This window comes from Nocardioides bruguierae (assembly GCF_023554635.1).
Lineage (GTDB): Bacteria > Actinomycetota > Actinomycetes > Propionibacteriales > Nocardioidaceae > Nocardioides > Nocardioides bruguierae.
The window spans coordinates 321,098-346,585 of sequence record NZ_JAMJPH010000001.1; the positions used below are offsets into that span (position 1 = coordinate 321,098).

Annotated in this window: 20 protein-coding genes; 9 read left to right on the forward strand and 11 right to left on the reverse strand. The window is 73.9% G+C overall.

Annotated features, from left to right (window positions below; all coding sequences use genetic code 11):
* Nucleotides 1-15: 15 nt before the first annotated feature.
* The 5 genes from M8316_RS01495 to M8316_RS01515 form a co-directional block, all read right to left on the reverse strand.
* Nucleotides 16-1,947, reverse strand: a complete 1,932-nt coding sequence (locus M8316_RS01495; protein ID WP_250051336.1) for an anthranilate synthase family protein — start codon at nucleotides 1,945-1,947, stop codon at nucleotides 16-18.
* Nucleotides 1,948-2,004: 57 nt separating this feature from the next.
* The gene (locus tag M8316_RS01500) at nucleotides 2,005-4,236 is read right to left on the reverse strand and encodes a HelD family protein (RefSeq protein ID WP_250051337.1); all 2,232 of its coding nucleotides are present in this window, start codon (nucleotides 4,234-4,236) and stop codon (nucleotides 2,005-2,007) included.
* Nucleotides 4,237-4,387: 151 nt separating this feature from the next.
* Nucleotides 4,388-5,782 (reverse strand): hypothetical protein, encoded by a 1,395-nt coding sequence (locus M8316_RS01505; RefSeq protein WP_250051339.1) that lies wholly within the window; start codon nucleotides 5,780-5,782, stop codon nucleotides 4,388-4,390.
* Nucleotides 5,779-6,429 (reverse strand): SigE family RNA polymerase sigma factor, encoded by a 651-nt coding sequence (locus M8316_RS01510; RefSeq protein ID WP_250051341.1) that lies wholly within the window; start codon nucleotides 6,427-6,429, stop codon nucleotides 5,779-5,781. Before M8316_RS01510 ends, M8316_RS01505 begins: the two co-directional genes overlap by 4 nt.
* Before the next feature lie 43 nt (nucleotides 6,430-6,472).
* Nucleotides 6,473-7,234 (reverse strand): enoyl-CoA hydratase-related protein, encoded by a 762-nt coding sequence (locus M8316_RS01515; protein ID WP_250051343.1) that lies wholly within the window; start codon nucleotides 7,232-7,234, stop codon nucleotides 6,473-6,475.
* Nucleotides 7,235-7,464: 230 nt separating this feature from the next.
* Between M8316_RS01515 and M8316_RS01520 the strand changes: the two genes are divergently transcribed.
* From M8316_RS01520 to M8316_RS01560, 9 genes are all read left to right on the forward strand, one after another.
* Nucleotides 7,465-8,943 carry an HNH endonuclease signature motif containing protein gene (locus M8316_RS01520; protein WP_250051345.1) on the forward strand — a complete coding sequence of 493 codons (1,479 nt, stop codon included), beginning with the start codon at nucleotides 7,465-7,467 and terminating at the stop codon, nucleotides 8,941-8,943.
* Nucleotides 8,944-8,978: 35 nt separating this feature from the next.
* Nucleotides 8,979-10,553 (forward strand): molybdopterin-dependent oxidoreductase, encoded by a 1,575-nt coding sequence (locus M8316_RS01525; RefSeq protein ID WP_250051347.1) that lies wholly within the window; start codon nucleotides 8,979-8,981, stop codon nucleotides 10,551-10,553.
* Between the two features lie 451 nt (nucleotides 10,554-11,004).
* Entirely contained in the window at nucleotides 11,005-11,661 is a 657-nt protein-coding gene (locus M8316_RS01530; RefSeq protein WP_250051349.1) for a fasciclin domain-containing protein, read from the forward strand.
* A 165-nt stretch (nucleotides 11,662-11,826) separates the two neighbouring features.
* Entirely contained in the window at nucleotides 11,827-12,459 is a 633-nt protein-coding gene (gene sigK / locus M8316_RS01535; protein WP_250051351.1) for an ECF RNA polymerase sigma factor SigK, read from the forward strand.
* Nucleotides 12,456-13,208 carry an anti-sigma factor gene (locus M8316_RS01540; RefSeq protein ID WP_250051353.1) on the forward strand — a complete coding sequence of 251 codons (753 nt, stop codon included), beginning with the start codon at nucleotides 12,456-12,458 and terminating at the stop codon, nucleotides 13,206-13,208. Before sigK ends, M8316_RS01540 begins: the two co-directional genes overlap by 4 nt.
* Nucleotides 13,208-15,310 carry a DUF1365 family protein gene (locus M8316_RS01545; RefSeq protein ID WP_250051355.1) on the forward strand — a complete coding sequence of 701 codons (2,103 nt, stop codon included), beginning with the start codon at nucleotides 13,208-13,210 and terminating at the stop codon, nucleotides 15,308-15,310. Before M8316_RS01540 ends, M8316_RS01545 begins: the two co-directional genes overlap by 1 nt.
* Entirely contained in the window at nucleotides 15,307-16,683 is a 1,377-nt protein-coding gene (locus M8316_RS01550; RefSeq protein ID WP_250051357.1) for an SAM-dependent methyltransferase, read from the forward strand. The genes M8316_RS01545 and M8316_RS01550 overlap by 4 nt, the downstream gene beginning before the upstream one ends.
* Nucleotides 16,680-18,005 carry an SAM-dependent methyltransferase gene (locus tag M8316_RS01555; RefSeq protein WP_250051359.1) on the forward strand — a complete coding sequence of 442 codons (1,326 nt, stop codon included), beginning with the start codon at nucleotides 16,680-16,682 and terminating at the stop codon, nucleotides 18,003-18,005. Before M8316_RS01550 ends, M8316_RS01555 begins: the two co-directional genes overlap by 4 nt.
* Nucleotide 18,006: 1 nt before the next feature.
* Entirely contained in the window at nucleotides 18,007-18,840 is an 834-nt protein-coding gene (locus M8316_RS01560; protein ID WP_250051361.1) for a DUF1295 domain-containing protein, read from the forward strand.
* Nucleotides 18,841-18,849: 9 nt separating this feature from the next.
* Here the strand turns inward: M8316_RS01560 and M8316_RS01565 are convergent, their stop codons facing one another.
* The 6 genes from M8316_RS01565 to M8316_RS01590 form a co-directional block, all read right to left on the reverse strand.
* Nucleotides 18,850-20,010, reverse strand: coding sequence for a YihY/virulence factor BrkB family protein (locus M8316_RS01565; protein WP_250051363.1), 1,161 nt, complete (start codon nucleotides 20,008-20,010; stop codon nucleotides 18,850-18,852).
* 54 nt (nucleotides 20,011-20,064) lie between these two features.
* A complete protein-coding gene (locus M8316_RS01570; protein ID WP_250051365.1) occupies nucleotides 20,065-21,015 on the reverse strand; it encodes an AEC family transporter in 951 nt (316 codons plus the stop codon).
* 129 nt (nucleotides 21,016-21,144) lie between these two features.
* Nucleotides 21,145-23,799, reverse strand: a complete 2,655-nt coding sequence (locus M8316_RS01575) for an FtsX-like permease family protein (RefSeq protein ID WP_250051367.1) — start codon at nucleotides 23,797-23,799, stop codon at nucleotides 21,145-21,147.
* Entirely contained in the window at nucleotides 23,796-24,518 is a 723-nt protein-coding gene (locus M8316_RS01580) for an ABC transporter ATP-binding protein (protein ID WP_250051369.1), read from the reverse strand. The genes M8316_RS01575 and M8316_RS01580 overlap by 4 nt, the downstream gene beginning before the upstream one ends.
* Complete coding sequence (locus M8316_RS01585; protein WP_250051371.1) at nucleotides 24,515-24,688, reverse strand: hypothetical protein; 174 nt, start codon at nucleotides 24,686-24,688, stop codon at nucleotides 24,515-24,517. The genes M8316_RS01580 and M8316_RS01585 overlap by 4 nt, the downstream gene beginning before the upstream one ends.
* Nucleotides 24,685-25,305, reverse strand: a complete 621-nt coding sequence (locus M8316_RS01590) for a PadR family transcriptional regulator (protein WP_250051373.1) — start codon at nucleotides 25,303-25,305, stop codon at nucleotides 24,685-24,687. Before M8316_RS01590 ends, M8316_RS01585 begins: the two co-directional genes overlap by 4 nt.
* Nucleotides 25,306-25,488 lie beyond the last annotated feature (183 nt).

Consider the following 25,488-nt stretch of genomic DNA (forward strand, 5'->3'; position numbering starts at 1 on the left):
GATCCGCGGTAGACGTCAGCCCAGCAGGCGCAGCAGGATGCGGTGCAGCAGGTCCACGCCGTGCTGGGTCAGGATCGACTCCGCGTGGAACTGGATGCCGGTGAAGTGCGGCCCGTGGATGGCGTGCACGTCGCCCTTCTCGGGGTCGGCGTCGACGACCGTGCCCGCCGGCAGCGCCACGTCCTCGCCCACGCGGGCCACGAACGTGTTGTAGAAGCCGACCCGCTCGGTGCGGCCCTCGAACGGCACGGGCGACTGGGTGCCCTGGAAGACGATGTCCTTGTAGCCCAGCGGCAGGCCGAGCGTGTGGCACAGCGCCTGGTGCCCCAGGCACACCGCCAGGAACGGCTGCTCGGTCTCGAGCACCGAGGAGACCGCGTGCCGCAGGCTCGCCATCTTCGGGTCGTCGCCGTCGCGGGGGTCGCCGGGGCCCGGCCCGACGAGCACGAGGTCGTGACCGTCGAGGCAGCCCGGCACGTAGTCCTCGTGCCGCACGACCGTGCTGGTCAGCCCGAGGGTCGCCAGGACGTGGCGGAGCATGCGGACGAAGTCGTCCTCCCCGTCCAGGATGACGACGCTCTTGCCGGCCAGGGCCGGGTCGGGGTCCTCGCCGGCCTGGTCGGTGAGCCAGAACTGGGAGAGGCGCCGGTTGCGCTGGTTGAGGCGCAGCAGCACGTCCTCGTCGTTGACCAGCGCCGGCACGTCCACCGTGGTCGGCGGGGCCGGGGGCACGAGCCCGAAGGCGGAGAGGATGCCACCGGCCTTCGCGTGGGTCTCGGCGACCTCGTAGTGCGGGTCGGAGTCGCGCACCAGCGTGGCACCCGCGGTGACGGTGAGGTTGCCCTCGAGGTCCACGTCGGCGGTGCGGATGACGATCGGGCTGTCGAGGACGGGGCCGCCCGCCTCGTCCCGGCCGAGCACGGCGAGCGCGGCGCCGTAGTAGCCGCGACCCTGCTCCTCGTACTTCTTGATCAGGCGGCAGGCGTTCTCGACCGGCGAGCCGGTGACGGTCGCCGCGTACATGGTGTCGCGTAGCACCTCGCGCACGTCGCGGTGCGTCTGGCCGGCCAGCAAGTACTCGGTGTGGATCAGGTGGCTCATCGGCTTGAGGAACGGGCCGAGCACCTGGCCGCCCTCGGAGCAGATGTCGCACATCATCTTCAGTTCCTCGTCGACCACCATGAAGAGCTCGTAGATCTCCTTCTCGTCGGAGAGGAAGTCCAGGAGGTCGCTCTTCAGCGCGGCGGCGGGCACCGCGGTGCCGTCGGCGGCCGGGCGGGGCAGCCGGAAGGTGCCGGAGATCGGGTTCATCCGCACCGCGCCGTCGCGCACGGAGACGTGACGCTCCGGGGTGGCGCCGACGAGGTAGCGGTCGCCGGTGAAGAAGACGTAGGTCCAGTAGGCGCCGCGCTCGCGCTCGAGCAGGCGCTTGAAGACGGTGAGGGCGCGCGCGGCGTCCCAGTCGGCGACGGTGGCGTGGAACGGGCGGCCGACGACGAGGTTGGCGCCCTCGCCCTGGCCGATCTCGTCGGTGATGATCTGCTTGACGACCTCGGCGTAGGCCTCGTCGTCGGTGTCGAAGCCGCCGGCGTCGGCGAGCTCGACCGGCACCTCGGTGATGGCCGCGACCACGTCGTCGACCGAGAACTCACGCTCGTCCTCGACGTCGACCACGACCAGCGGGGTGCCGTCGTCGTGGGCGTCGAACCCGCGCTCGGCGACCTGCCGGAACGGGACGGCCACGAGCCGGTCGGCGAGGCGTCCGGGCTCGGGGACGCCGGTCTCCAGCGGGACGTCCATGAGCGAGTCCGCGACCCACCGCTTGCCGCCGAGCACGCCGACGGTCGGGTTGTCACCCGCGCGCGTGGAGCGGCGGATGATCGCCCACGCCTCGTGCCCCTGGATGGCCTCGATGGCTTCCCGGGCAGCGGCGACGTCGTTGGTCATGGCTGCAGGGTAGTCGCGGGCCGAGCCCGTCCGGCGCCGGTGCTCAGCTGATGGTGCTCAGCTGATGGTGGTCAGCAGCTGCGTGGCGCGGGTGAGGACGACGTAGAGCGTGGCGCGGCCGGTCGGGGACTCGTCCTCGATCTCCTGCGGTCGCACCACCACGATCGCGTCGAACTCCAGGCCCTTGGTGTCGAGGCCGGTGAGCACGACGACGCGGTCGTCGCCGCTGGGGGCGTCGGTGGAGTCGATCGCGGCGCGGGCGTGCGGGGCGTCCTCGGCGCGCTCGGGCCAGCTCGCCAGCCAGGAGTTCACCTCGCTGCGACGGGCCACGGGGACGACGATGCCGACCGTGCCCGCGACGCGGCCGGCCAGGCCGTCCACCGCCTCGCGCACGGAGGCCTCCAGGTCCTCGACGTCCTCCAGCACCACGGGGTGCTCGTCGGTGGAGCGGACCGCGGTCGGCAGGTCGGCGTCCAGGCCCACGCGCTCGGCGTAGGCGGCGGCGAAGGAGTAGATCTCGGAGGAGTTGCGGTAGTTCGTGCCGAGGTGGAAGGAGTGCGTGGCCTTCTTCTCCAGCGCCTCGGCACGGGCGGCGGCCGCCTCCTCCGGCACCGGCCAGGAGGACTGCGCCGGGTCGCCGACGATCGTCCAGGTCGCGGTGCGCCCGCGGCGTCCGACCATGCGCCACTGCATCGGGGTCAAGTCCTGCGCCTCGTCGATGAGGACGTGCGCGAACGGGTCGTCCTCGATCTTGTGCTGCGGGGCCTGCCACGCGCGGCCGGCCGGGGCGAACTCGCGGTCGGCGGCGGTGAACAGCTCAGCCATGTCGAGGCCGCCCTCGAGCAGGCCGGTGTCGTCGAGGCTGGCCTCGTCGTCGGTCTTCTGCGGCACGTCGCCGATGGCGTAGCGCAGCTCGTCGAGGAGCGCGACGTCCTGGATCGAGAGGTCGTCCAGCCCGTGGCCGTAGGACTTCACCAGCAGGTCCTGCTCGTCCTTGGAGAGCTCCGAGCCCGCCACCCGGGCGAGCATGTCGGGCTCACGCAGCCAGCCGAGCACCTCGCGGGCGTCCAGCGGGGGCCACCAGGCGGCGACGAAGTCGAGGAACTTCGGGTCGCCCTTGAGGTCCTCGTTGAAGGACTCCCGGCCGCGCTCGCGGCCACGCTCGGAGCGCACCTGACGCCACAGGGCGTCGAGGAGGGCGCCGGGCACGCGCGGCATCTGCCGGTTGCGGCGGCCCTGGTTCATCAGCTGGCGGCGGATGCGGCCCAGCGTGCCGCGGTCGAGCGTGAGCACGTCGTCGCGGTAGAAGGTGCGGAAGCTCGTGGGGCTGTCGGGCGCCTGCTGCCGCGAGAGCGACCGGAGCACCGTGGCCATCCGCGCGGAGCCCTTGACCGCGGCCACGGCCGGGTCGTCCTGGCGCGTCGCGCGGACGCCGTCCACGACCTCACCCAGGGAGCGCAGCGCGACGGCGGTCTCGCCGAGCGAGGGCAGCACGCGCTCGATGTAGCGCATGAAGACGCCCGAGGGGCCGACGACGAGGACGCCGCCGGACTCGTAGCGGCGACGGTCGGTGTAGAGCAGGTAGGCCGCGCGGTGCAGCGCGACCACCGTCTTGCCGACGCCGGGGCCGCCCGAGATCGAGACGACGCCCTTGGCAGGGGCGCGGATCGCCTGGTCCTGCTCGGCCTGGATGGTGGCGACGATCGAGTGCATCGACCGGTCGCGGGCCCGGGAGAGCTGGGCGATGAGCGCGCCCTCGCCGACGATCGGCAGGTCGAGGCCGGCGGCCTCCATGGCCTCGCCGTCCAGCAGCTCGTCCTCGACGCCCTCGACCACGCGGCCCTTGGAGCGCAGGACGCGGCGGCGCAGCACGCTCTGCGGCGTGGCGGCCGTGGCCTGGTAGAAGACGGACGCCGCCGGGGCCCGCCAGTCGATCAGCAGGCTCTCCCGCTCGGCGTCGCGCAGGCCGATGCGGCCGATGTAGCGGGGTCGGTCGTCGACGGAGGGGTCGAGGTCGAGCCGGCCGAAGACCAGGCCCTCGTGGGCCGCGTCGAGCTGGGCGATCCGCTTGGCCGCCTGGAAGACCATCGCGTCGCGCTCCACGAGGCCGCCCTCGTGGCCCAGCGCGCCGCGGCTGTGGCCCTCCTTGGCGAGGTCCTGCGCCGCCTTGGCGCTCACCTCGAGCTGGGCGAACACCGTGTCGACGTAGGCCTGCTCGGCCGCCGTCTCGGTCGCGGCCACGTCCTCCGGACGCCGCTGCTCGTCACCGCTGCTGCTGACCTCGGTCAACGCTGCTCCTCGTCGTGCTGTCCCGGATGGGGGTCCTCGTCCGCGCGCGTGCGCGTCCGCGCCCTCCCACCGGGCGCGGCAAGACGACAACGTTACCCGTCCGGGTGTCCGTCCACGGCGCCAACCGGGGGGTGAGCCGTGGCCCAGGTGCTCACTCGTCGACGGGGGCGTACACGAGCAGGGCCCCACCGCCCTCCTCGAGCGCGCCCTGCGGCCTGGCGAGGGTGACCTGCCAGCGCTCCCCCTGGAGCAGCACGCCACTCATCTGGCCGGTCATCCACCCGCCGCTGGCGACGTGGGTCGCACGACCGCTCAGGGCCCTGCCGCTGACCGACCCGACGGCCTTCAGGGTCGTGCGTCCGCGCGCGTAGGTGACGTCCACGTACCGCGCGTCGGGCTCCTCGGTGAGGTCGATGTCGGCGGTGAGGCTGTCCCGGCCGGACAGCTCGACGACCTGCTCCAGCACCCAGGCGCGGCCGTCGACCTCGATCCGGGCGTCGACGTCGTCCCCGCTGCGGGTGCCGTCGCTCAGGACGGTGTCGTCGGGGTCGGCGGCGTACCCGGCGACGCCGGCCACCACCTGGGAGGCGTCCAGCAGCGGGCCGTCCTCGCCGCGGGTCACCCGGATCTCCAGGGTGTGCTCCGTGACCTTGTCCTGGCTGGTGAAGGTGACGCCACCGATGAAGGCGTCGCCGGCCTCGCCGACACAACCGCCCGAGGAGCTCAGACCACCGTCGACCAGCACGGTGGCGTAGGCGCCCTTCACGTCACTGCGGCAGTAGTCGGAGATGAGGGTGCTGCCCAGGGCTCCGGTGAAGGTCAGGGAGGCGGTGGCCCGACCTTCGGTCGGCGTGAAGGCGCCGGCCAGCCGGGTTCGACCCCCGACCTCGTCCCGGAACCAGGCCGAGCCGTCGGGCGCGTAGAGCGCGTCGATCCGCGTGTCGCTGCGGTCGTAGACCACGAGCGCCACCTCGGCGTCGGCCGGGACGTCACGGAGGACCAGCACGAGGTCGGTGCGCCCGGTGCCGACGGACGCGACAGGCGTGGTGCCGTCCTCGGTGAGGCGGACGAGCCCGGGTCCGCCGTACAGGGTCCGCAGGGTCACGGTGCCGCCGTCGAGCCCCGAGGCGACCAGCGCGACCGCCTGGTCGACACCTGCACGAGGCAGGGTGACCTGGCGTCGCAGGAGCTCCTCGGCAACCGTCCTGTCGCGGACGACGCCGTTCGGGTCTTCCATGTCGTCGAGGTCCACCGACCGCTGGTAGGCGTACTCGCCCAGCGGCAGGCTCACCTGCTCCGCCACGTCCTGGCCGGCGACCACGAGGCCGTCGTCGACCGGGGCGCCGCGGGTGAGCACGCCGACGGAGAGGAAGCCGGCGAGCACGACTGCGGCGGCGGTGGAGACGGCGGCGGCACGACGACGGCGGGCGGCCGCGACGCGGTGCCGGACGCCGGAGAGGCGGGCGTGCACGTCGACGCCGCCGGCGTCCACATCGTGGCCACGCTGGTCGAGGGTGGCGCGCAGGTCGTCGATCGTGGGGCTCATGACAGCTCCTCCCCGGTCTGCTCGGAGGTGGTGGTCGTGGGGTGGTGGTCGGTCAGGGAGGGGTCGATCCGCAGCTTCGCGAACGCCTTGGAGGTCTGGGACTTCACGGTGCCCACCGAGCAGCCGAGGGCCTCGGCCGTCTGCGCCTCGGTGAGGTCCTCGAGGTAGCGCAGGACGACGACGGCCCGCTGGCGCCGTGGCAGCCGGGCCATCGCCGACCACAGGTCGTCCCGGGTGCCGGCCGCCTCGTGGGCGTCGGGGGCGGAGGTCTCGGGCAGCACCTCGGTGGGCGTCTCGCCGTTCCACTTGCGGCGCCACCACGAGGAGAAGGTGGTGACGAGGACGCGGCGCAGGTACGCCTCGGGCTCGTCGATCCGGTCCCAGGCGGGCCACGCCTTGGCCAGCGCGGTCTGGAGGAGGTCCTCGGCGAGCGCGTGGTCGTGGGTCAGCAGGTAGGCGGTGCGCAGCAGGGCACCGGAGCGGGCGGCCACGAAGTCCTCGAACGGCACCGACGCCCCGCGGCGGCTGCGCGGGTGCGCGGCCGAGGGCGCGGCGACGTCGTGGTCGGCGTGCCCCACGTGGTCGGCGGCGGGCGCCTGCGCTGAGGGTCCGGTGGTGGTCTCCCGGTCCCGAGATCGGGTGGTCATGTCCTGGAGGACCGGGTCGACCCCTCGTCCGGTTGCCCCCGTGTCAGGAATTTCTTCCACGGCCCCGCTCGAGGAACGCCGCCATCGCGGCCTGCGCCGCGTCGGAGCCGAACAGGGTGGCCGAGCGACGGGCGACGTCCGCACCCTCCGCGTCGATCCGGGCGACGAGGTCGGCGACCAGCAGCGCCTTGGTCTCCCGCTGGCCCTGCGAGTCCCCCTGGGCGAGGACGTCGGCCCGCCACCCGACCTCGGCGTCCAGGTCGTCGGCGTCGACGACGGTGGTGACCAGGCCCCAGGACGTGGCGGTGGCGGCGTCGAAGACCTCGCCGCCCAGCGCCGCCCAGGCCGCCGCCCGGTCGGTGAGCCGGGGCAGCACGGTGAGGCTGACGGCGAGCGGGGCCAGGCCGAGCCGCACCTCGGTGAGCGCGAAGGTCGCCTGCGTGGAGGCGACCACCACGTCCGCGGCCGCGACCAGGCCGAGGCCGCCGGCGCGGACCGGACCCTGCACCCGGGCCAGCACGGGCACGGGCAGGGTGAGCAGGCGTCGCTGCAGGCCGACGATGGCCGCGGTCGTCTCCTCCATGGACCCGCCCGCGGCCTCGCTCAGGTCCGCGCCCGCGCAGAAGACCCGGCCGGTGGCGGCGAGCACCACGACCCGCGTGCCGGGGCGCTCGGCCGCGGCCACGAGCGCCGCGTCCAGCTCGGCCAGCAGCCGCCGCGAGAGCGCGTTGCGGTTGGCCGGGGAGTCGAGCGTGAGGGTCACGACGGCGCCGTCGACGTCGGTGCGGACCAGGGTGGCGTCCATGCGGCGCATCCTGCCCTGCGGCCCGCCCGCGGTCGAGGAGGCCGGCCCGCACCCACCGGTGGTCGAGGTGCGAGGAGGCCGGCCCGCACCCACCGGTGGTCGAGGTGCGAGGAGCCCCGGCGACGAGCCACGAGACCCCCGCACCCGACCACCAACGCCCACCCTCGGCGTGCTCCACAGACCAGTCCACACCCTGTGATTCGAACTCATCATCGCGTAGAATGTCAGGCATGACCTGCACCGTGGAGCGTGACGTGGACGAGGCCAGGGGCACCCACCCCACTGCCTCGCTCCTGACGCGCGTCCGCGACGCCAGGCGCGCCCGGCACGTCGCCGACGTCGAGGTCGCCCAGGCGACGGTGGCGTGGGTCGAGGCCCACCCCGAGCAGGCCGTGATGGGCCTCGCCGATGCCGGTGCCTACGCCTGGGAGACGCCGGCCTTCCTGCACGGCGACCGCCCCCTCGACCTCGGCGGCCCGGGGTCGCCACTGGTGACCGAGGCGGCGGTGGTCGAGTGGGCCGCTGCGCTGGGGATGTCGACCGACGCCGGTCGGTCGTTCATCGGCGACGTCGTCGAGCTCCGCCACCGGCTGCCCCGCTCGTGGGCGGCACTGACCCGCGGGCTCGCCCTGGGCGACGACGGAGGGGTGCGGGTCGCCGACGCCCGCGAGGTCGACCACGCCCTGCCCTGGTCCAGGGCCCGCCTGGTCGCGCGGCGGACGATGCACCTGCCGGCCGCGGGAGCGGCGTTCGTCGACGCCCAGCTCGCTGCCGTGGCCCACCGGATCGGCCCGACCGCCCTCGACCGGCTCGTCACCGAGGCGCTGGTGCGGTTCGACCCGGAGGCCGCCGAGGAGCAGGCGCTCGACGCCGCCGAGACCCGTCACGTCACCGTCGACCAGACCCCTGCCGGCCACCGGATGATCGACCACACCGGCGTCGTCTGCGTCGACGCGATGCTCGACGTCACGGACGCCGCGGACCTCGACGCCGCGCTGAGCCAGGTCGCCGCCGAGCTCCGGGAGGCCGGGTCGGTCGACTCCCTCGACGTCCGCCGCGCGGCCGCCCTCGGCGAGATCGCCCGCCGCCAGCTCCAGGGCCGCCTGCCCCGAGCGGTCGCCCGGCCCACGACGACCCGGGACATGACCGTCTACGTGCACCTCTCCGAGGACGCGGTCAGCGCCGCCGTCGAGGGCACCGCCGACCGCCATCAGGAGCCACTCGCGAGGATCGAGTCCGGACCCGGGAGCCTCAGCCCCCTGGGCGGTGGATTCACCACCCTCGACGTCCTCGCCAGGTGGATCACCGACTCCCCAGCGAGATCCACGATCACGGTCAGACCCGTGATCGACGCACGCGTGCCACGGCACAGCGAGGCCTACGAGTTCCCCGACCGGTTCCGAGAACAGGTCGGGCTGACGGAGCCGACCTGCGTGTTCCCGTGGTGCCGCCGACCCTCACGCCGTGCCGACCTCGACCACGTGGTCCCCCACGCCAGGGGCGGCCCCACCTCGACCGACAACGCCGCACCCCTGTGCCGACGGCACCACCGCGCCAAGACCCACCTCGGCTGGGCCTACCACCGCGCCCTCGACACCCAGGGGCTCCCCACCGGCTGGGAGTGGACCACCCGCCACGGCCAGAGCTACCTGGTCACCGCCGCGGGCACCACGGGCATCACGGCCGACACCAGGACCGGCACCGACTGACCAAGCCGTCCGGGCGCCCGCTCCGAACCACTCGCATGGAGACCCCCCGCACCGAGTCCAACCGCGCCGTCGGCGCCCCCACCTGGGCGCTGATCGGCGTGGTCTCCACGCTCGTCGGCCTCGCCGTCGGTCAGCTGGTCGCCGCCCTGGTCAGACCTGACGCCTCGCCTGTGCTCGCCACGGGCTCCACCGTCATCGACCTCACCCCGACGCCGCTGAAGAACTGGGCGATCGAGACCTTCGGCACCGCCGACAAGGCGATCCTCCTCGGCAGCGTGCTCGTGGTGGTCCTGGTCCTCGCCGCCGTGGCGGGCCTGCTGGCCCGACGTCGACTCGTGGCGGGCGCGACGCTCGAGGGCCTGCTGGTGCTCGTCGCCACGGTGCTCGCGCTGGTGCGCCCGCAGTCCGGCGTCCTCGACGCCGTGCCCGGCATCGCCACCGGTGTCGCGGGCGTCGGCTCGCTGGTGCTGCTGCACCGCGTCGCCACGTCCGGGCTCTCCTCCCTGCCCTGGCTCCACCCCGCCGACGACGAGGCGGACGCCGGCGCGCGACCGACCCGCCGCGGGGTGCTCCTGGCCGCCGGTGCACTGGCGGTCGTGGCCGCCGCCGCGGGCGGCGCGAGCCGTCTCGTCGCGCGGCTGCGCACGGGCCCGGCCGACGTCACCCTGCCCCCGGCGACCGACCCGGCCGGGGCCTTCCCCACCGGGCTCGACGGCAAGGTCAAGGGCATCACCCCGCTGCGCACGGCGATCGGCGACTTCTACCGCGTCGACACCCGGCTCGACGTGCCGGCGGTCGACGTCGACTCCTGGACGCTCACCATCGACGGCGACGTCGAGAACGAGCTCACCTTCACGTTCGACGACCTGCTCGCGATGGACCTGATCGAGCGGGACATCACGCTGACCTGCGTCTCCAACTCCGTCGGCGGTCCGTACGCGGGCGGCGCGCGCTGGCTCGGCGTGCGGCTCACCGACCTGCTCGACCAGGCGGGCGTCGGCGACCAGGCCGACCAGATCCTCTCCACCGACTTCGACGGGATGACCATCTCCACCCCGCTCGCCGTGGCCACCGACGGCCGTGACGCGATGATCGCGGTCGGCATGAACGGCGAGGCGCTCTCGCAGGTGCACGGGTTCCCGGCGCGCATGGTCGTGCCCGGCCTCTACGGGTTCGTCTCCGCCTGCAAGTGGATCACCCGGATGACGCTGACCACCTACGACGACGCGCAGGCCTACTGGACCGAGCGCGACTGGGCCACCGACGCCCCGATCAAGATCTCCGCCCGCATCGACACCCCCGCCGCCCTCGAGCAGCTGGACGCCGGCGAGGTCACGATCGGCGGCGTGGCGTGGGCCCAGCAGTCCGGCGGTGTCGGACAGGTGCAGGTCAGCATCGACGGCGGCCCGTGGACCGACGCGGAGGCCGGCCCCGACGTCGCCAACGACTACTGGCGCCAGTGGTTCCTGCGCTGGGACGCCGAGCCCGGCTCCCACAGCATCTCCGCGCGCGTGGTCACGGGCAGCGGAGAAGTGCAGCAGAACGTGCGCGCAGACCCCTTCCCCGACGGTGCCTCCGGCATCCACACGCTCCAGGTGACCGTGGGCTGAGGCGGGCCGCGGGGCAGGGCTGGACGACGCCCGCCCGCGCTCGTCACCTGGACGTCGGCGCACGCCGACGAGTCGCACCCGGCAGCAGGGTCATGGGGCCCCGCTGCCGGGTGTGGTGCGTCCGGAGCCTGGTGGTCGACCTGCGGGTGGTCGACGTGCGGGTGGGTGGTCTCGTCGTGCGCTCGTCGCCGGAGCTCCTCTCTGCTCGACCACCAGAGGCCTCGCCGCTCGACCAAGGGAGGGCCTCGCTGCTCGACCACCGGCATGCCTCTGACCTGCGGAAACAAGAAAGTTCGGAGATTTCTCGAAATCCACCCATCCGCCCCGGGCACAGCGCCGAACTACTCACGTCCAGCCACTCAGGGCCGGCCGGTGACCACCACCGACGGCCCGGAGGCACCCCCGGGCCCGCAGTGGGTCCGGTACCCCCGATGCAGGAAGGCACGACATCATGAAGCGCACCACCCTTCGTCTCTCCGGCGGCCTGGCCGTCGCGGTCCTGACCATGGGCGGTCTCGCCGCGTGCGGTTCCGAGTCCACCGACAACGCCGCCAGCGACACCGAGACCTCCGCCTCGGCCACCGAGTCCGAGTCGATGGACTCCATGGAGTCCGAGGACACCACCACCGAGGCCTCCGCGGGCGACCAGGTCTTCGGCCCGGCCTGCTCCGCCGTGCCGACCGACGGCGCCGGCTCCTTCGACGGCATGGTCTCCGACCCGGTCGCCACCGCCGCGAGCAACAACCCGCTGCTCGGCACCCTCGTCTCGGCCGTCCAGGCCGCCGACCTGGTCGACACCCTCAACGGTGCCGACGCGCTGACCGTCTTCGCCCCCACCGACGACGCGTTCGCCGAGATCCCGAAGAAGACGCTCAACGCCGTCCTCAAGGACAAGGACACGCTCACCGCGATCCTGACCCACCACGTGGTGGCCGGCCAGATGGACCCCGACCAGATCGTGGGCGACCAGGAGACCCTCAACGGCGACATGGTCACCGTCGAGGGCGACACCGACGGCATGACCGTCGACGGCGCCAACGTCCTGTGCGGCAACATCCCGACCGCCAACGCGACGGTCTACGTGATCGACCAGGTGCTGATGCCCTGATCCGGCGCCCTCCGGGGCACTGGACCACGTCGTCCGCAGGTCCCCTCCTCCGGACGCACGATCGGCCCGGGCCACCTCCCGGGGGCCCGGGCCGATCTCTCGACACCGTGACCACTCACCCCGAGGTGAGGGTCTTCGAGCAGGAAGTTTGGGACGATGCGACTCGTGAGCGATGCGATACCCGGTGAGGCCGGCTCCACGTCCTCCGGTCGCGCGCGCCCCGAGGACGTCCCCGTCGCCGCTCGGGACGCCGCGCAGGAGCTGAACGAGGCCCTGCGCTGCTGCGCCCGCGGCGACCAGTCCGCCTTCGCCAGGCTCTACGACGCGTGCTCGTCCCGGGCCTACGGGCTCGCGGTGCGCGTCGTGCGGGACCCGGCCCAGGCCGAGGAGGTCACCCAGGAGGCCTTCCTCGAGGTGTGGCGGACCTCCGCACGCTTCGACCCCGAGCGCGGCAGCGCGCTGTCGTGGGTCATGACGATCGTGCACCGCAAGGCCGTCGACCGGGTCCGCTCGGCCGAGGCCGCGACCAGGCGCGACGTCGCCTACCAGCACAAGAACCAGCCCGTGCCCCACGACGTGACGGCCGAGGCGGCGCACGCGTCGCTGGAGGCACGACGGGTCCGTGGGGCCCTCTCCTCGCTCACCCAGGTGCAGCGGGAGGCCATCGAGCTGGCCTACTTCGGCGGGTACACCCACACCGAGGTCGCCAGCATGCTGCAGCTGCCCGTCGGCACCGCGAAGACGCGGATCCGGGACGGGCTCATACGACTACGAGACGCGTTGGGAGTAGGCCGATGAACGACGTCCACGCCCTGTCAGGCGCCTACGCCGTCGACGCCCTCGACGACGTCGAGCGCGCTCGCTTCGAGCGGCACCTGGCCGAGTGCGGCGACTGCCGCGGCGAGGTGGACTCGCTGCGCGAGGCCGGCGCGCTGCTGGCCGCGACCGCCGAGGAGGTCACCCCTCCGGGAGCGCTGCGCGAGCGGCTGCTGGCCGAGGTCGGCACCGTGCGGCCGCTGCCGCCCGTCGTCGCCTCGGCCCCTCGTGCCACCCTGCCCACGCCTTCCGTCGCTGCCCACCGGCCGCCCCGGGTGCGGACCTTCGTGGCCGCCGCGGCCGCTGCGGTCATCACGCTAGGGGCCGCCACCACCCTGGCCATCACCCGTCCGTGGGACGACGCCCCGGCGCCCTCCCTCGTCGCCTCGCCGACCGACCGGGTGCTCGCCGCGACCGACGCCGAGCGCTACGTGCAGAAGTTCGAGGACGGCGCCAAGGCCGTGGTCGTGCGCTCCAAGGACCTCAACAAGGCCGTGATCATCACCAGCGGCATGGCCGAGGCCCCCGACGGCTCCGTCTACGAGCTGTGGCTGGACCACGACGGCGAGATGGTCGCCGCCGGGTTCATGCCCGACGGCCCCGACAACGAGGTGCTGCTCTCCGGCGACGCCGCCACGGCCACCGGCCTGGGCATCAGCGTCGAGCCCGAGGGCGGCTCCCCCGAGCCCACCCTCGAGGGCGCCGTCATCATCCCCTTCGAGAACGCCTGATGGCGCGACCCGCGCAGGCCCCGGGCCGGGTCGCCGTCATCGGCTCCGGCGTCGCCGGCCTGGTGGCCGCGCACGTCGCCTCCCGGACGGCCCACGTCACCCTCTACGAGGCCGACGCGCGTCTGGGCGGGCACGCCGACACGCACACCGTCGTCGAGGGCGAGCGGACGCTCGGCATCGACACCGGCTTCATCGTCCACAACCGGCGCACCTACCCGACGCTGCTGCGGGTCTTCCGCGAGCTGGGGGTGGGCACGCAGCCCTCCGAGATGTCGATGTCGATCCGCGACGACGCCGCCGGCGTGGAGTGGGCCGGAGCGCTGGGTCGCAGCGGCCTGTTCCCCACGTCCGCGAACCTGCGCAACCCGCGCTTCCTGCGGATGCTCACCGAGATCCCCCGCTTCCACCGCCGGGCCCACGCCCTGCTCGAGGCGGGCGACGAGGGCGAGGCGCACGGCGACCAGACCCTGCGGGCCTTCCTGGACGAGGCAGGCTTCTCCCCCTTCTTCGTGCGGCACTTCATGGAGCCGCTGGTGGCGGCCGTGTGGTCCTGCGAGCCGTCGGTCTCCCTCGACTACCCGGCCCGCTACCTGTTCGCGTTCCTGCGCCACCACGGGATGCTGTCGATCTTCGGCAGCCCCACCTGGCGCACCGTCACGGGCGGCTCGCGCACCTACGTCGAGCGGATCGGCGCCGAGCTGACCGGGTCGGCCGGCGAGGTCCGGCTCGACACCAAGGTCACCGGCCTCGTCGAGACGGACGACGGCGTGGCGATCACCGACGGAAGCGGCCGCACCGAGACCTTCGACGCCGTGGTCGTCGCCACCCACCCGCACCAGGCGCTGTCGCTGCTCAGCGAGCCGACCGCGGCCCAGCGCGAGGTGCTGGCCGCGATGCCGTACTCGCCGAACACGGCGCTGCTGCACACCGACTCCTCGCTGCTGCCGCAGGCCGACGGCGCCCGGGCGTCCTGGAACTTCCTGCGGCCGACCGAGGCGCAGACCCGCGCCGACGGGGTGGAGCAGGGCGTCGTCGTCACCTACGACCTCACCCGGCTCCAGCGGCTCGACACCGACACCCGCTACCTGGTCACCCTGGGCGGCGAGCACCTCGTCGACCCGGCCAGCGTGATCGACCGGATGGAGTACGAGCACCCGCTCTACACTCCCGAGTCGGTCGCCGCGCAGCGCCGCCTGCCCGAGATCGAGAGCAGCCGGCTGGCGTTCGCCGGCGCCTACCACGGGTGGGGCTTCCACGAGGACGGCGCACGCTCGGGCCTGGCCGCCGTCACCCGCCTCGGGCTGGAGTGGCCCGAGGTCACGGAGCCCGACGACAGCGTCGAGGTGCCGCGCACCCCGGCGGTGTACTCCACGGAGGTCAGCCACACCCGCCGCCGCCCGTTCCGGCGCACCTTCACCAGCACCTCCTCGCTGTGGCTCGTGGACGTCGACGACCTCCCCGACCACCGGCCGCTGGCGTTCCTCAAGGGCACCTTCGAGTCCCGCGACCACCTGGGCGACCCCGCACGTAGCCTGCGCGAGAACGTCACCGGCTTCCTGGCCACGCAGGACGTCACGCCCGACCCTGCCGGCCGCATCCTGCTGGCCGCCCAGCCGCGGACCCTGGGCTACTGCTTCAACCCGATCAGCGTCTTCTGGTGCCTGGACTCCCGCAGCCGCGTGGAGGCCGTCGTCGTCGAGGTGCACAACACCTACGGCGACGTGCACGCCTACCTGGTGCACCCCGACGCCCAGGGCCGCGCCCGCACCGAGAAGGGCATGTACGTCTCGCCCTTCCACGGCACCGAGGGCACCTACGAGCTCGCCGTGCCGGTGCCCGGCCACCGGCTCGCCGTGGCCGTCTCGCTGCACAGCGAGGAGACCTACCCCGGCACGCACCCCGGCAGCGGGGAGACCGGCGAGACCGTCTTCTCCGCCTCCGTCACGGGCACCCGCGACGACACCCCCCGAGCCCCCTACCGTGCCACCGGCGCGGCTCTGCGCGACGCCGCGCTGATCCGCGTCCACGGCACCTGGTTGTGGCTGCGCCGACTCCCTGTCCGGCAGCGGCCCTCGCACCGACAGGAAGGAGTGCAGGCGTGACCGAGAACCTCGCCCCCGCCCGCCCGACCACGCCCCCCGACACCTCCGTCTGGCCCGGTCTGCGACCGATCACGCCCGGCCCCCGCACCCGCGTCGCCGCGGGGGTGGCCCGCAAGCTCTTCCTCGCCGCGGTCGGCCGGCTCGAGGTCACCGTGCACCTCGAGGGCCGCACCTACGGCCGTGGCGGCCCGTCCATGACGGTGCACGACGCCGAGGAGTTCTTCTCCCGCGTCGGCCGCCACCAGCTCATCGGGTTCGGCGAGGCCTACCTCACCGGCGCCTGGGACGCCGAGGACCTCGGCGGCTTCCTCACCGTGCTGGCCGCCGAGATGACCGACCTGGTGCCGCAGTCGCTCCAGCGCTTCCGTGCGCTGGTCGTGAAGCGGCCCCCGCGCTGGCAGCGCTCGAGCAAGAAGAACGCCCGCAGCAACATCGCGCACCACTACGACCTGTCCAACGACCTCTTCCGGCTGTTCCTGGACTCCACGCTCAGCTACTCAGCCGCCCTGTGGCCCACGGGCGTCGTCGCCCAGGACGACGACCTCTCGCACCGCCAGCACCACCCGCTGCCCTCGCGGCTGGTCGCCGCGTCCCCGGGCACCGTGGACGCCGCCACCCTGGCCGACGCGCAGGGCACCAAGATCGAGCGGCTGCTCGACGCCGCCGGCGTGGGCGCCGGCTCGCGCGTGCTGGAGATCGGCACCGGCTGGGGCGAGCTGGCCATCCGCGCCGCCCGCCGCGGCGCCACCGTCCACTCGGTGACCCTCTCCCGCGAGCAGCTCGCCCTCGCCCGCGAGCGGGTGGCGGACGCCGGGTACGCCGACCGCGTCTCCATCGACCTGTGCGACTACCGCGACGTGGAGGGCACCTACGACGCGATCGTCTCGGTCGAGATGATCGAGGCCGTCGGCGCCGACTACTGGCCCGTGTACTTCTCCACCATCGACTCGCGGCTGGCGCCCGGCGGCAAGGTCGCCATCCAGGCGATCACGATGCGTCACGACCGGATGCTGGCCACCAGGAACACCTACACCTGGATCCACAAGTACATCTTCCCCGGCGGCCTGCTGCCCAGCGTCGAGGCGATCGACGACGTCACCCGCCGGCACACCTCGCTGCGGCTGACCGAGCGGTTCCAGTTCGGCCAGCACTACGCCGAGACGCTGCGGCTGTGGGACGAGGCGTTCCTCGACCGCCGCGACGAGGTGCTCGCCCTCGGCTTCGACGAGGTCTTCTGCCGGATGTGGCACTTCTACCTGGAGTACTCCCGAGCCGGCTTCGCCTCCGGCTACATCGACGACTACCAGCTGGTGCTCTCGCGGCCTCACGAGGCCGCCTCGGGCACCCAGCTGGGCGAGGAGGCCGTCGCGTGACCGCCACGACCACGCCGCCCGTCGCCCCGCCCGTGCCGGGCCAGCACGGCATCGCCTACCGGATCTCGCAGGTGCTGCGTCCGTTCGTGGGCGGGGACCTGCCCGTCCACCTCGTGGCGTGGGACGGCTCGGACGCCGGGCCGACCGACGGCTCCGTGCCGACCATCGAGCTGCGCTCCCCCGACGCCCTGCGTCGGCTGCTGTGGCACCCGGGCGAGCTGGGCGCGGCCCAGGCCTACGTCACCGGTGAGCTCGAGGTCGTCGAGGACGAGCGGTGGGACCTGGACAAGGCCCTCACCCACGCGTTCGCCGTGGCCCGCGAGCGTGGTCTCTCCTCGGGCCGCCCCGACCCGCGCGCCCTGGTGAGTGCCGCCCGGCTGGCCCGCGAGCTGGGCGTGCTCGGCAAGCCGCTGCCCAACCCGGCCTCCCAGGCCGAGATCAAGGGCCGGCTGCACTCCAAGCTGCGCGACCGGGCGTCCATCTCGTTCCACTACGACCTCTCGAACGAGTTCTACGAGGCCATCCTCGAGCCGCACATGGCCTACTCCAGCGGCTACCACTCCAGCGCCGACCAGCCGCTCACCGAGGCACAGGCCGCCAAGCTCGACCTGGTCTGTCGCAAGGTGGGGCTCACCGAGGGCTCCCGGTTCCTCGACGTCGGCTGCGGCTGGGGCTCGCTCTCCCTCTACGCCGCAGAGCACTTCGGTGCCCAGGTCACCGGCGTCACCATCGCGGCCGAGCAGAAGAAGTTCATCGACGCCCGCATCCGCGAGCGCGGCCTCGAGGACCGGGTCGAGATCCGGCTCCAGGACTACCGCGACGCCGTCCCGCCGCGCGGTCGCGAGTACGACGCCGTCGCCTCCATCGAGATGGGCGAGCACGTCGGCCAGGGCAACTACCCCACCTACGCGCAGGTCCTGCACGACTCCGTGCGCCCCGGCGGCCGGGTGCTGATCCAGCAGATGTCGCGGGCCGGCAAGTGGCCCGGCGGCGGCCCGTTCATCGAGTCCTTCATCGCCCCGGACATGCACATGCGACCCGTCGGGCAGACCGTCGGCTTCCTGGAGCAGGCGGGCCTCGAGGTGCGCGACGTGCACGCCATGCGCGAGCACTACGTGCTGACCGTGGCCGGGTGGCTGGAGCGCTTCCACGAGAACCGCGCACGCCTCGTCGACCTGGTCGGCGAGGAGGTCGTCCGCGTCTGGTACCTCTACCTCGTCGGCGGCTCGATGGCCTTCCGCGACGGCCGCATGGGCGTCGACCAGATCACCATGGTCCGGCCGGGTGGAGCGCACACGCTGCCGCTGGTCCGAGACTTCTGAGGTGCCCGACCTCGACTCCTCCGTCCTGATCCTGGCGCTCCTCACGTCGCTCGTCACCGTCGCCGTCTCGATGACGGCCGCCGCCCTGCGTGCCGCGCAGCTCGGCGTGGTCGCGGTGGTGGACGTCGCCTGGGGCGCGGGTTTCGTGGCGGTCGCGCTGGTCTCCGGAGTCATCGGCCTGCTCGTCTCCGACGCGCTGACCACGTGGCGCACCGTGCTGCTGATGGTGCTGGTCGCCGTGTGGGGCGGCCGGCTGGCCTGGCACGTCCGTTCCCGCGCCGTCGGTGAGCACCAGGGCAAGGAGGACCCCCGCTACGCCGAGATGCTCGGCGGCTCGCTCGCCGAGGTGGGGATGGGCACCGCCGTCCGCCGGGTCTTCCTCGTCCAGGGCTTCGCCCAGTGGTTCGTCTCGCTGCCGGTCGTGATCGGCGCGGTCGTGGGCGCGACCTGGTGGCCGGTCGTCGTCCTGGGCGTCGTCGTCTGGGGCGTCGGGCTCTACTTCGAGGCCGTCGGCGACCGCCAGCTGCGCGAGTACAAGGCGCGGCCCCGCGAGGAGCGCCCGAACGTCATGGACGAGGGCCTCTGGGGCCTCACCCGCCACCCCAACTACTTCGGCGACGCCTGCGTCTGGTGGGGCCTCTGGCTCGCCGGCGGGCTCGCATCGGGCTGGCTGCTCGGGCTCGTCACCGTGCTGTGCCCCGTCGCGATGACGTTCTTCCTGCGCAACGTCACCGGCGCGAGGCTGCTGGAGAAGAAGATGTCGCAGCGGGACGGGTGGGACGAGTACGCCGCCCGCGTGCCGATGTTCGCCCCGCGGCCCCTCGGCCGCCCCTGACGCAGCCGCTCAGTCCTCCCGGCGGCCGAGCTCCTCGGCCTCGACGGCGTCCAGCGACACGTGGGTGGTCGGCGGGGCGGCGCGCGTCTCGCGGCGCCGCTGCTGCGGGGTGTCCGCCGGGTGGGCGTCGGCGGGGGTGCCCGAGGAGGACGGCCGCGGGCCGTCGTCCGTCGTGCCGGACGAGGCGGGGCGGTCCATCGGGGGCAGGCCCCACGTGACCTGGATGTTCTCGTAGCCCTTGTGCCGCTGCATCGTGGCGTAGTACGCGTACGTGCGCTTGTCGGCGTCGGTGAGCCGGACGTTGTCGGTGAACGGCGTCAGCAGCGCCCGCGGGTACAGCTTGCGGGCGAGCACGACGTTGACCTCCATGCCGAGCACGCCCATGAAGGCGGCGACGTAGATGATGCCCATGAGGCCGAGGACGAGCGCGAACGTGCCGTTCATGCCCTCGGTCTCGGCGATCACCCGGGTGACGTAGAGCGTGCCGATCGTCTGGAGCGCCTGCCACAGCACGGCGACCACGAAGGCACCGGGCGCCGAGCGGCGCAGCGGCACCGAGCGGGCCGAGGCGAGCCGGAACAGGATCGTGAGCACCAGCCCGATCACGAGCACGGTGACGATGCGGATCGTCCAGCGCAGCGCCGAGGTGGTGCTGTGCCCGAGGAACTCGGTCTCGGAGCCGATCGCGGAGAGCACCGAGATGACGATGACCGAGACGCCCGCCGTGGCGAGCAGCAGGAGGCTGCGCAGCCGCAGCAGGAAGGGGTTGGGCCGGGAGTCCCGCGGCACCGCCCAGCTGATGTTCACCGCGTTCTGGATGGCCTGGCCCAGGCCGAGCGAGCCGTAGAGGGCGGTGACGGTACCGACGACCACCGCGGCGGTGGAGCCGGTGAGGCCCTCGGGCGTGCCGAGCTGGTCGCCGATGATCGGGAAGGTGCTCAGCGCGGAGTTGAGCACCGTCTCCTGGAGCGCGGAGTCGCCCTGGAGGACGAAGCCCAGGATCGAGGACGCCAGCAGCAGCAGCGGGAAGATCGCGATGAACCCGTAGTAGGTGATGATCGCGGAGAGGTAGGGGCCCTGGTCGTCCATGAACTTGTAGATCGTGGACAGCGGGATCGAGACGGGCGAGAAGCGCCGCTGGAAGCGGTCGACGGCTCCCACCAGGCTCATGCGGCCACCGTAGCCGCAGGTCGCCCCGGCGCGGCGCACCCGCCCCCGGCGGGATCAGCCCAGGAGCAGGGCCGCGCCCGCCACGGCGGGCACCGTGAGGATGGTGCTCACGAAGATCGCGTCGCGGGCCAGCAGCACGCCCCGGTCGTAGCGGCTGGCGATGATGAAGACGTTCTGGGCGGTCGGCAGCGCCGACAGCACCGTGACGGCGAACAGGGACGCCTCGTCCAGCCCGACCGCGCGGCCCACCAGGTACGCGGCGACCGGCTGTGCCAGCACCTTGAGGCCGACCGCGGTCCACAGCTCGCCCGCAGGCACGCCCCGCCCCGGTAGCGGCCCCAGCCGCAGCGAGACGCCGTAGGCCAGCAGCATGGCGGGCACCGCCATGCCGCCCACCAGCTCGATGGGGTCGGCCAGCACGATGGGCAGCCGCACCTGGGTGACCGCGATGACGACGCCGGCCGCCGAGGCGATGGTCAGGGGGTTCTTCAGCGGACGGGAGGCGACCTGCGCGAAGGAGACCTTCCGGCCCGCCACCGCGATGTCGAGCAGCGCCAGCGCGGTGGGCTGGAGCACGAGCACCTGCACCAGCAGGATCGGCGCGACCAGCGCCGCGTCGCCCAGCACGTACGCCGCGATCGGGATGCCGAGGTTGCCGGCGTTGACGTAGCTGGAGCACAGGGTGGCCACCACGCCCTCCCCCAGCCCGGGGCCGGGACGCTCCGGGTCGCGGCGACCGCGCAGCCGCGCAGCCACGATCCACACGCCGGTGCCCGCGGCCGTCGCGGCCACGGCGGCCACGCTCACCACCAGGTTGAGGCTGAAGACGCGGGCGAGGTCGGCGTCCTGGAGCACCGTGAGCAGCAGCGCCGGGCTGGCCACGTAGAACGCGAGCAGGCTGAGCGTCTTGCGGCCGGCCTGGTCGAGCACCCCCAGGTGGGCCAGCAGCCACCCCAGCGCGATCAGGACGGCGATGGTGCCGAAGCCGTCGAGGACGCCGGTCACGGGCGGCTCACGTGGTCGTCGAGGGGTGGTCCATGACCCCCGACCCTAGGTTGACCTCGGCAACCCCGGCGGGCCGGTCCCGAGCAGCGGGCGGTGAGACCGCCCACGCCGCCCCGGCCGCACCGGGGCCTAGTCCGTGCGCGCCACCAGCGGCAGGCGCGAGCGCGCGCTGACCCAGACCACGGCGGAGACCAGCAGCGGGAGCCCGACCACCACGCCACCCACCAGCAGCCACGGCACGTCGAAGTAGTGCGAGGGGCCCTCGGGCGCCTGCCCGAAGGTCGCGAGCTCGTACGGCCCGGTCAGCGGGAAGGTGATCGCCCAGCCCGGCACGAACCCCACCACCGCCCCGAGCACCGCGCCCACCAGCCCGATCATCAGGGCGTACCCGGCCGCAACCGCCCGCCTCGTCCGTGGCTCGGCGCCGACGGCCGCCAGGGTGGCCAGGTCGGGTCGGGCGTCCGCGAGCGCGAGGAACGTGGCGGTGAGCGTGCCGCCGAGCATCAGGATCATCCCGAGGCCGGCGAGCACGAGCTGGAGGATCACCGTCTCGCGGGGCAGCTGGTAGCCCTGCTCGTAGGTCACCACGGCCTGCTCGTCGACGCCGCCGACGACCTCCTCGATGCGGTCGGCCACGGAGCCGAGGTCGCCGGTGACGAGGAGCCCGGTGGTCGTCGGCTCCACGCCGAGCGAGGCCGCAGCCTGCGGGGAGAGGACCGCCTGGAACGGGGCGTACTCGCCCACGGGCGTGATCCAGGCCGCCGGCACCTCGGCGCTGCCCAGGCGCTCGGTGCTGCGGCGCTCGTAGGCCAGGGCCCGCAGCCGGGCCTCGGGCGCGGTCGTCGCCCCCGGGTCCGCGAACGCGAGGACCCCGCCGGCCGCGAGGGCCTCGTCGGCGGCGGCACGCTCCTCGTCGTCGAGGTCCACCAGGCCGGCGGGCACCGAGTCGGCGACGACGACCCCGCCGAAGCTGGAGGAGTAGCCGCTCAGCACGAGCCCCTGCCCGGGGACACGGATCTCGACGTCGACGGTCGTGCGGCCGCTGCTCCACAGCGCCTGGACCGGCGTCACCTCGGCGGCGGGCGCCGCCTCCCCCACGGCGCGGGTGAGGGCCGCCCAGTCGGTGCTCGGGCCGTCATCGGTGATCGCGAGGGCGCCCAGGGCGAGCTGCGGGGTGTAGCCGGCCTCGTTCTCCGCCTCGTCGGAGGTGACGGCGATGCCGAGCGTGACGACGCCCGCCACCGTGGCGGCCACCGCGGCGACCGCCGGGGCGGTGCGGGTGCGGTGGCGCGCCGCGTCCCGCACGGCGAAGCGCAGGGGCAGGGGCAGGCCGCGGGCCACGCGGGCCACGAGGCCGACCACCAGCGGGACGAGGAACACCGTGCCCAGCACGGTGAGGACGGCGGAGAACGCGATCGGCACCTCGCCCCCGCTCGTGCCGCGCGACGCACCGAGCCACGCCGCCCCCACGCCCGCGACCAGCAGGACCGCGCCGAGGACGGGCGCGCTGCGGCCGGTACGGACGTCGCCCCGGCGGCCCGAGAGCACCGCGACGGTGTCGGTGCGCGATGCCGACCAGGCCGGCACGACCGCCGCGAGCACGGCGCTGAGCAGGCCGAACGCGGCCACCGGCAGCAGGTGCAGCGGCTCCACGTCGAAGGGGCCGAACCGCTGGTCGGAGAAGTGCTGGAGGACCGGCAGGGCGGCGAGGGTGAGCAGGAGGCCGAGCACGAGCCCCAGGACGGCGGCCACGGAGCCGAGCACGACCGCCGTGCCCAGCACCACCCGGCGCGCCTGGCGCGGGGTGCCGCCGGCCGCGGCCAGCAGGGCCAGCGTGCGCGCCTGGCGACGCGCGCCGACCGCGAAGGCGGGGCCGGCGAGCAGCACCACCTCGAGCAGGATCATCACCACGACGAGCGCGGCGATCGTGATCACCGGGCCGGAGACCACCTCGCTGCCCATCCGGGCGGCGGGCTCGAGCGCGGAGTCCGGGGGCGGGTCGGTGAGCACCGCGCGCGAGGCGACCACGGCGCCGATCCTGTTGAGGGCCACCACGTCGCGCCAGGTGACCGTGCCCCCACCGACCAGGTAGCTGGTCGAGCCGTACCCGCGCAGGCCCGCGTCAGGGCCCACGAGCAGGTTCTCGGCCCCGGGCGTGGAGTCGGCGCGCTGCCCGAGGCCGACCACCGTCAGCTCCTCGCCACGGGCGAGGGTGAGGGTGTCCCCCACCGCGAAGCCGTAGGCCTCGGCCATCCCGGGGGAGATCACGGCCTCGCCGGACGCCGGCAGCCGACCCGACTCGAGCGTGGCCAGTCCGTCGGTGAGGTGGTCGGACCAGTCGGCCGCGAGCGTCCACACGTACGCCAGGCCGTCCTCGGTGCGCACGCGCAGGGAGCCGTCGGAGACCTGCGTCGCGGGCCGCTCCCCGCCACCGGCGGCGGCGGGACCGAGCACGGACAGGACGTCCTCGAGCGTGGGCCCGCCGTCGCGGCCGCTGCCGCGGCTGGAGTAGCCGTCGTCGGGGTCGGCGAGCTGCCAGGCCCGGTCGACGCTGCGCTCGACGCTCACTTCTGCGTCCGCGGTGCCGAGGCGCCGCTCGAGCACCTCGCCGCCGGAGACGTCCTGGGTGGCGAAGAAGGTGTCGGCCAGGGTCACCGCCGCCACCGGCAGCGCGACCATGACGAGCACGAGCACGCTGCGGGCCCTGTGCCGCCACGCGTCGCGCCAGCCGATCCGCAGGGCCAGCCGCCAGTCGGCGCGGGTGCCGGCCAGCGGTCCGCTCACAGTGCGGGCTCCTCGTCCAGCAGGCGCTCGACGGGGGCGCTGCCGGACTCGTCGACCACGACGCCGTCCCGCAGGAAGACCACGCGGTCGGCCCAGGCCGCGTGCCGGGCCTCGTGCGTCACCAGGACGCCGGCGGCGCCGGCGTCGCAGCGGGCGCGCAGCAGCCGCAGCACCTCCTCGCCGGTCTCGGAGTCGAGCGCGCCTGTGGGCTCGTCGGCGAGGACCAGCCGGCGGCTGCCCACGACGGCGCGGGCGATGGCCACCCGCTGCTGCTGGCCGCCCGACATGTCGTCGGGGAAGCGGTCGGCGAGGTCGGCGATGCCCACCTCCTCCAGCGCGGCGAGCGCGGCCGCGCGAGCCCGGCGGGCCGACTCGCCGTCCAGCTCGCGCGGCAGCGCCACGTTCTCGGCGGCGGTGAGTGCCGGCACGAGGTTGAAGCCCTGGAAGACGTAGCCGATGGACGTGCGGCGCATGCGGGCGCGCCCCGCCTGACCCAGGCTCCCGAGGTCCGTGCCCTCGACCGTGACCGTGCCCGCGGTCGGGCTGTCGAGCCCGCCGGCGATGGTGAGCAGCGTCGACTTGCCGGAGCCCGAGGGCCCCATGACGGCGACCAACTCACCGGCGTGGGCGGAGAAGGAGATGCCGCGCAGCGCCTGCACCTCGGTCTCGCCGGAGCCGTGGACGCGGGTGACGGCGTCGAGCCGCAGCACGGGGCTCATCGCGACTCCCCCTCGGTGGCGCGGCCCTCGTCGGCGGGGTTCCCGTGGGTGCGTCGCTGCCGGCGGCGCTCTGCCAGCCGCTCTGCGAGCCGCTCGGCGCTGCTGGCCAGCCAGGCGTCCTCGACCCGGGTCATCCGGCGGGCGGTCTCGCTGCCCAGGAAGGCGGTCATCGCCCGGCCTCCTGGCTCCGCGCCGTCTGCTGCTCCGCGGCGGCGGGCCGGGTGGTGGCGCGCTCGCGCGCGGCGCGGCGGACCCGGGCCTCGCAGTGGTCCAGCCAGCGGATCTCGGCTTCGGCGGCGAACACGAGGGAGTCGAGGACGAGGGACCACGCCAGGTCCCCGTCGGACTCACCGGCCCGACGCTTGAGGCGGGTGTAGTCCTGCAGGGCCGCCATGGACGCGGTGCGCTGCCGCTGGATGAGGGTGCCGACGTCCACGCCCGGCACGGTCACGGCGAGCGCGACCTTGATGGCCAGCTCGTCGCGCGCGGGCTGGGTGCGCGAGACCGGGGTGGTGAACCACGCGGCGACCTCGTCGCGGCCTGCGTCGGTGAGGCGGTAGCGCTGCTGGGACCGGCCGTCCTCGTCCTGGCCGCCGGCGTCCTGCTGCTCGTCGCCGGCGGCGGGCTCGACGAGGCCGTCGCGCTCGAGCCGGGTGAGCGTCGTGTAGACCTGCCCGACGTTGAGCGGCCAGGTGGAGCCGGTGCGGCCCTCGAACTCGACGCGCAGCTGGTAGCCGTACATCGGCTCGGTCTCGAGCAGCGCGAGCAGCGCGAGCTTCACGGACATGGGCACCTCCCGGCCGCAGCCGCACCCTGCGGCCTACCGGGTACATACCTACCACGTATGCATACCCGGTATCCAGTGCTGTGCCGCCTCGCTCGCGGGCACCTTCCGGACGACCGCACGGCCACCCCGGAGGAGTGGGGTGGCCGTGCGGGTGGAGCTGGTGCAGCTGGTGCTGCCCGTGGA

What these genes read in the sequence shown, in the direction of transcription:
- M8316_RS01495 (WP_250051336.1), bottom strand. Translation starts at nt 1,947, where the DNA reads ATGACCAACGACGTCGCCGCTGCCCGGGAAGCCATCGAGGCCATCCAG.
- M8316_RS01505 (WP_250051339.1), bottom strand. Translation starts at nt 5,782, where the DNA reads ATGAGCCCCACGATCGACGACCTGCGCGCCACCCTCGACCAGCGTGGC.
- M8316_RS01510 (WP_250051341.1), bottom strand. Translation starts at nt 6,429, where the DNA reads ATGACCACCCGATCTCGGGACCGGGAGACCACCACCGGACCCTCAGCG.
- M8316_RS01515 (WP_250051343.1), bottom strand. Translation starts at nt 7,234, where the DNA reads ATGGACGCCACCCTGGTCCGCACCGACGTCGACGGCGCCGTCGTGACC.
- M8316_RS01520 (WP_250051345.1), top strand. Translation starts at nt 7,465, where the DNA reads ATGACCTGCACCGTGGAGCGTGACGTGGACGAGGCCAGGGGCACCCAC.
- M8316_RS01525 (WP_250051347.1), top strand. Translation starts at nt 8,979, where the DNA reads ATGGAGACCCCCCGCACCGAGTCCAACCGCGCCGTCGGCGCCCCCACC.
- M8316_RS01530 (WP_250051349.1), top strand. Translation starts at nt 11,005, where the DNA reads ATGAAGCGCACCACCCTTCGTCTCTCCGGCGGCCTGGCCGTCGCGGTC.
- M8316_RS01540 (WP_250051353.1), top strand. Translation starts at nt 12,456, where the DNA reads ATGAACGACGTCCACGCCCTGTCAGGCGCCTACGCCGTCGACGCCCTC.
- M8316_RS01545 (WP_250051355.1), top strand. Translation starts at nt 13,208, where the DNA reads ATGGCGCGACCCGCGCAGGCCCCGGGCCGGGTCGCCGTCATCGGCTCC.
- M8316_RS01565 (WP_250051363.1), bottom strand. Translation starts at nt 20,010, where the DNA reads ATGAGCCTGGTGGGAGCCGTCGACCGCTTCCAGCGGCGCTTCTCGCCC.
- M8316_RS01580 (WP_250051369.1), bottom strand. Translation starts at nt 24,518, where the DNA reads ATGAGCCCCGTGCTGCGGCTCGACGCCGTCACCCGCGTCCACGGCTCC.
- M8316_RS01585 (WP_250051371.1), bottom strand. Translation starts at nt 24,688, where the DNA reads ATGACCGCCTTCCTGGGCAGCGAGACCGCCCGCCGGATGACCCGGGTC.
- M8316_RS01590 (WP_250051373.1), bottom strand. Translation starts at nt 25,305, where the DNA reads ATGTCCGTGAAGCTCGCGCTGCTCGCGCTGCTCGAGACCGAGCCGATG.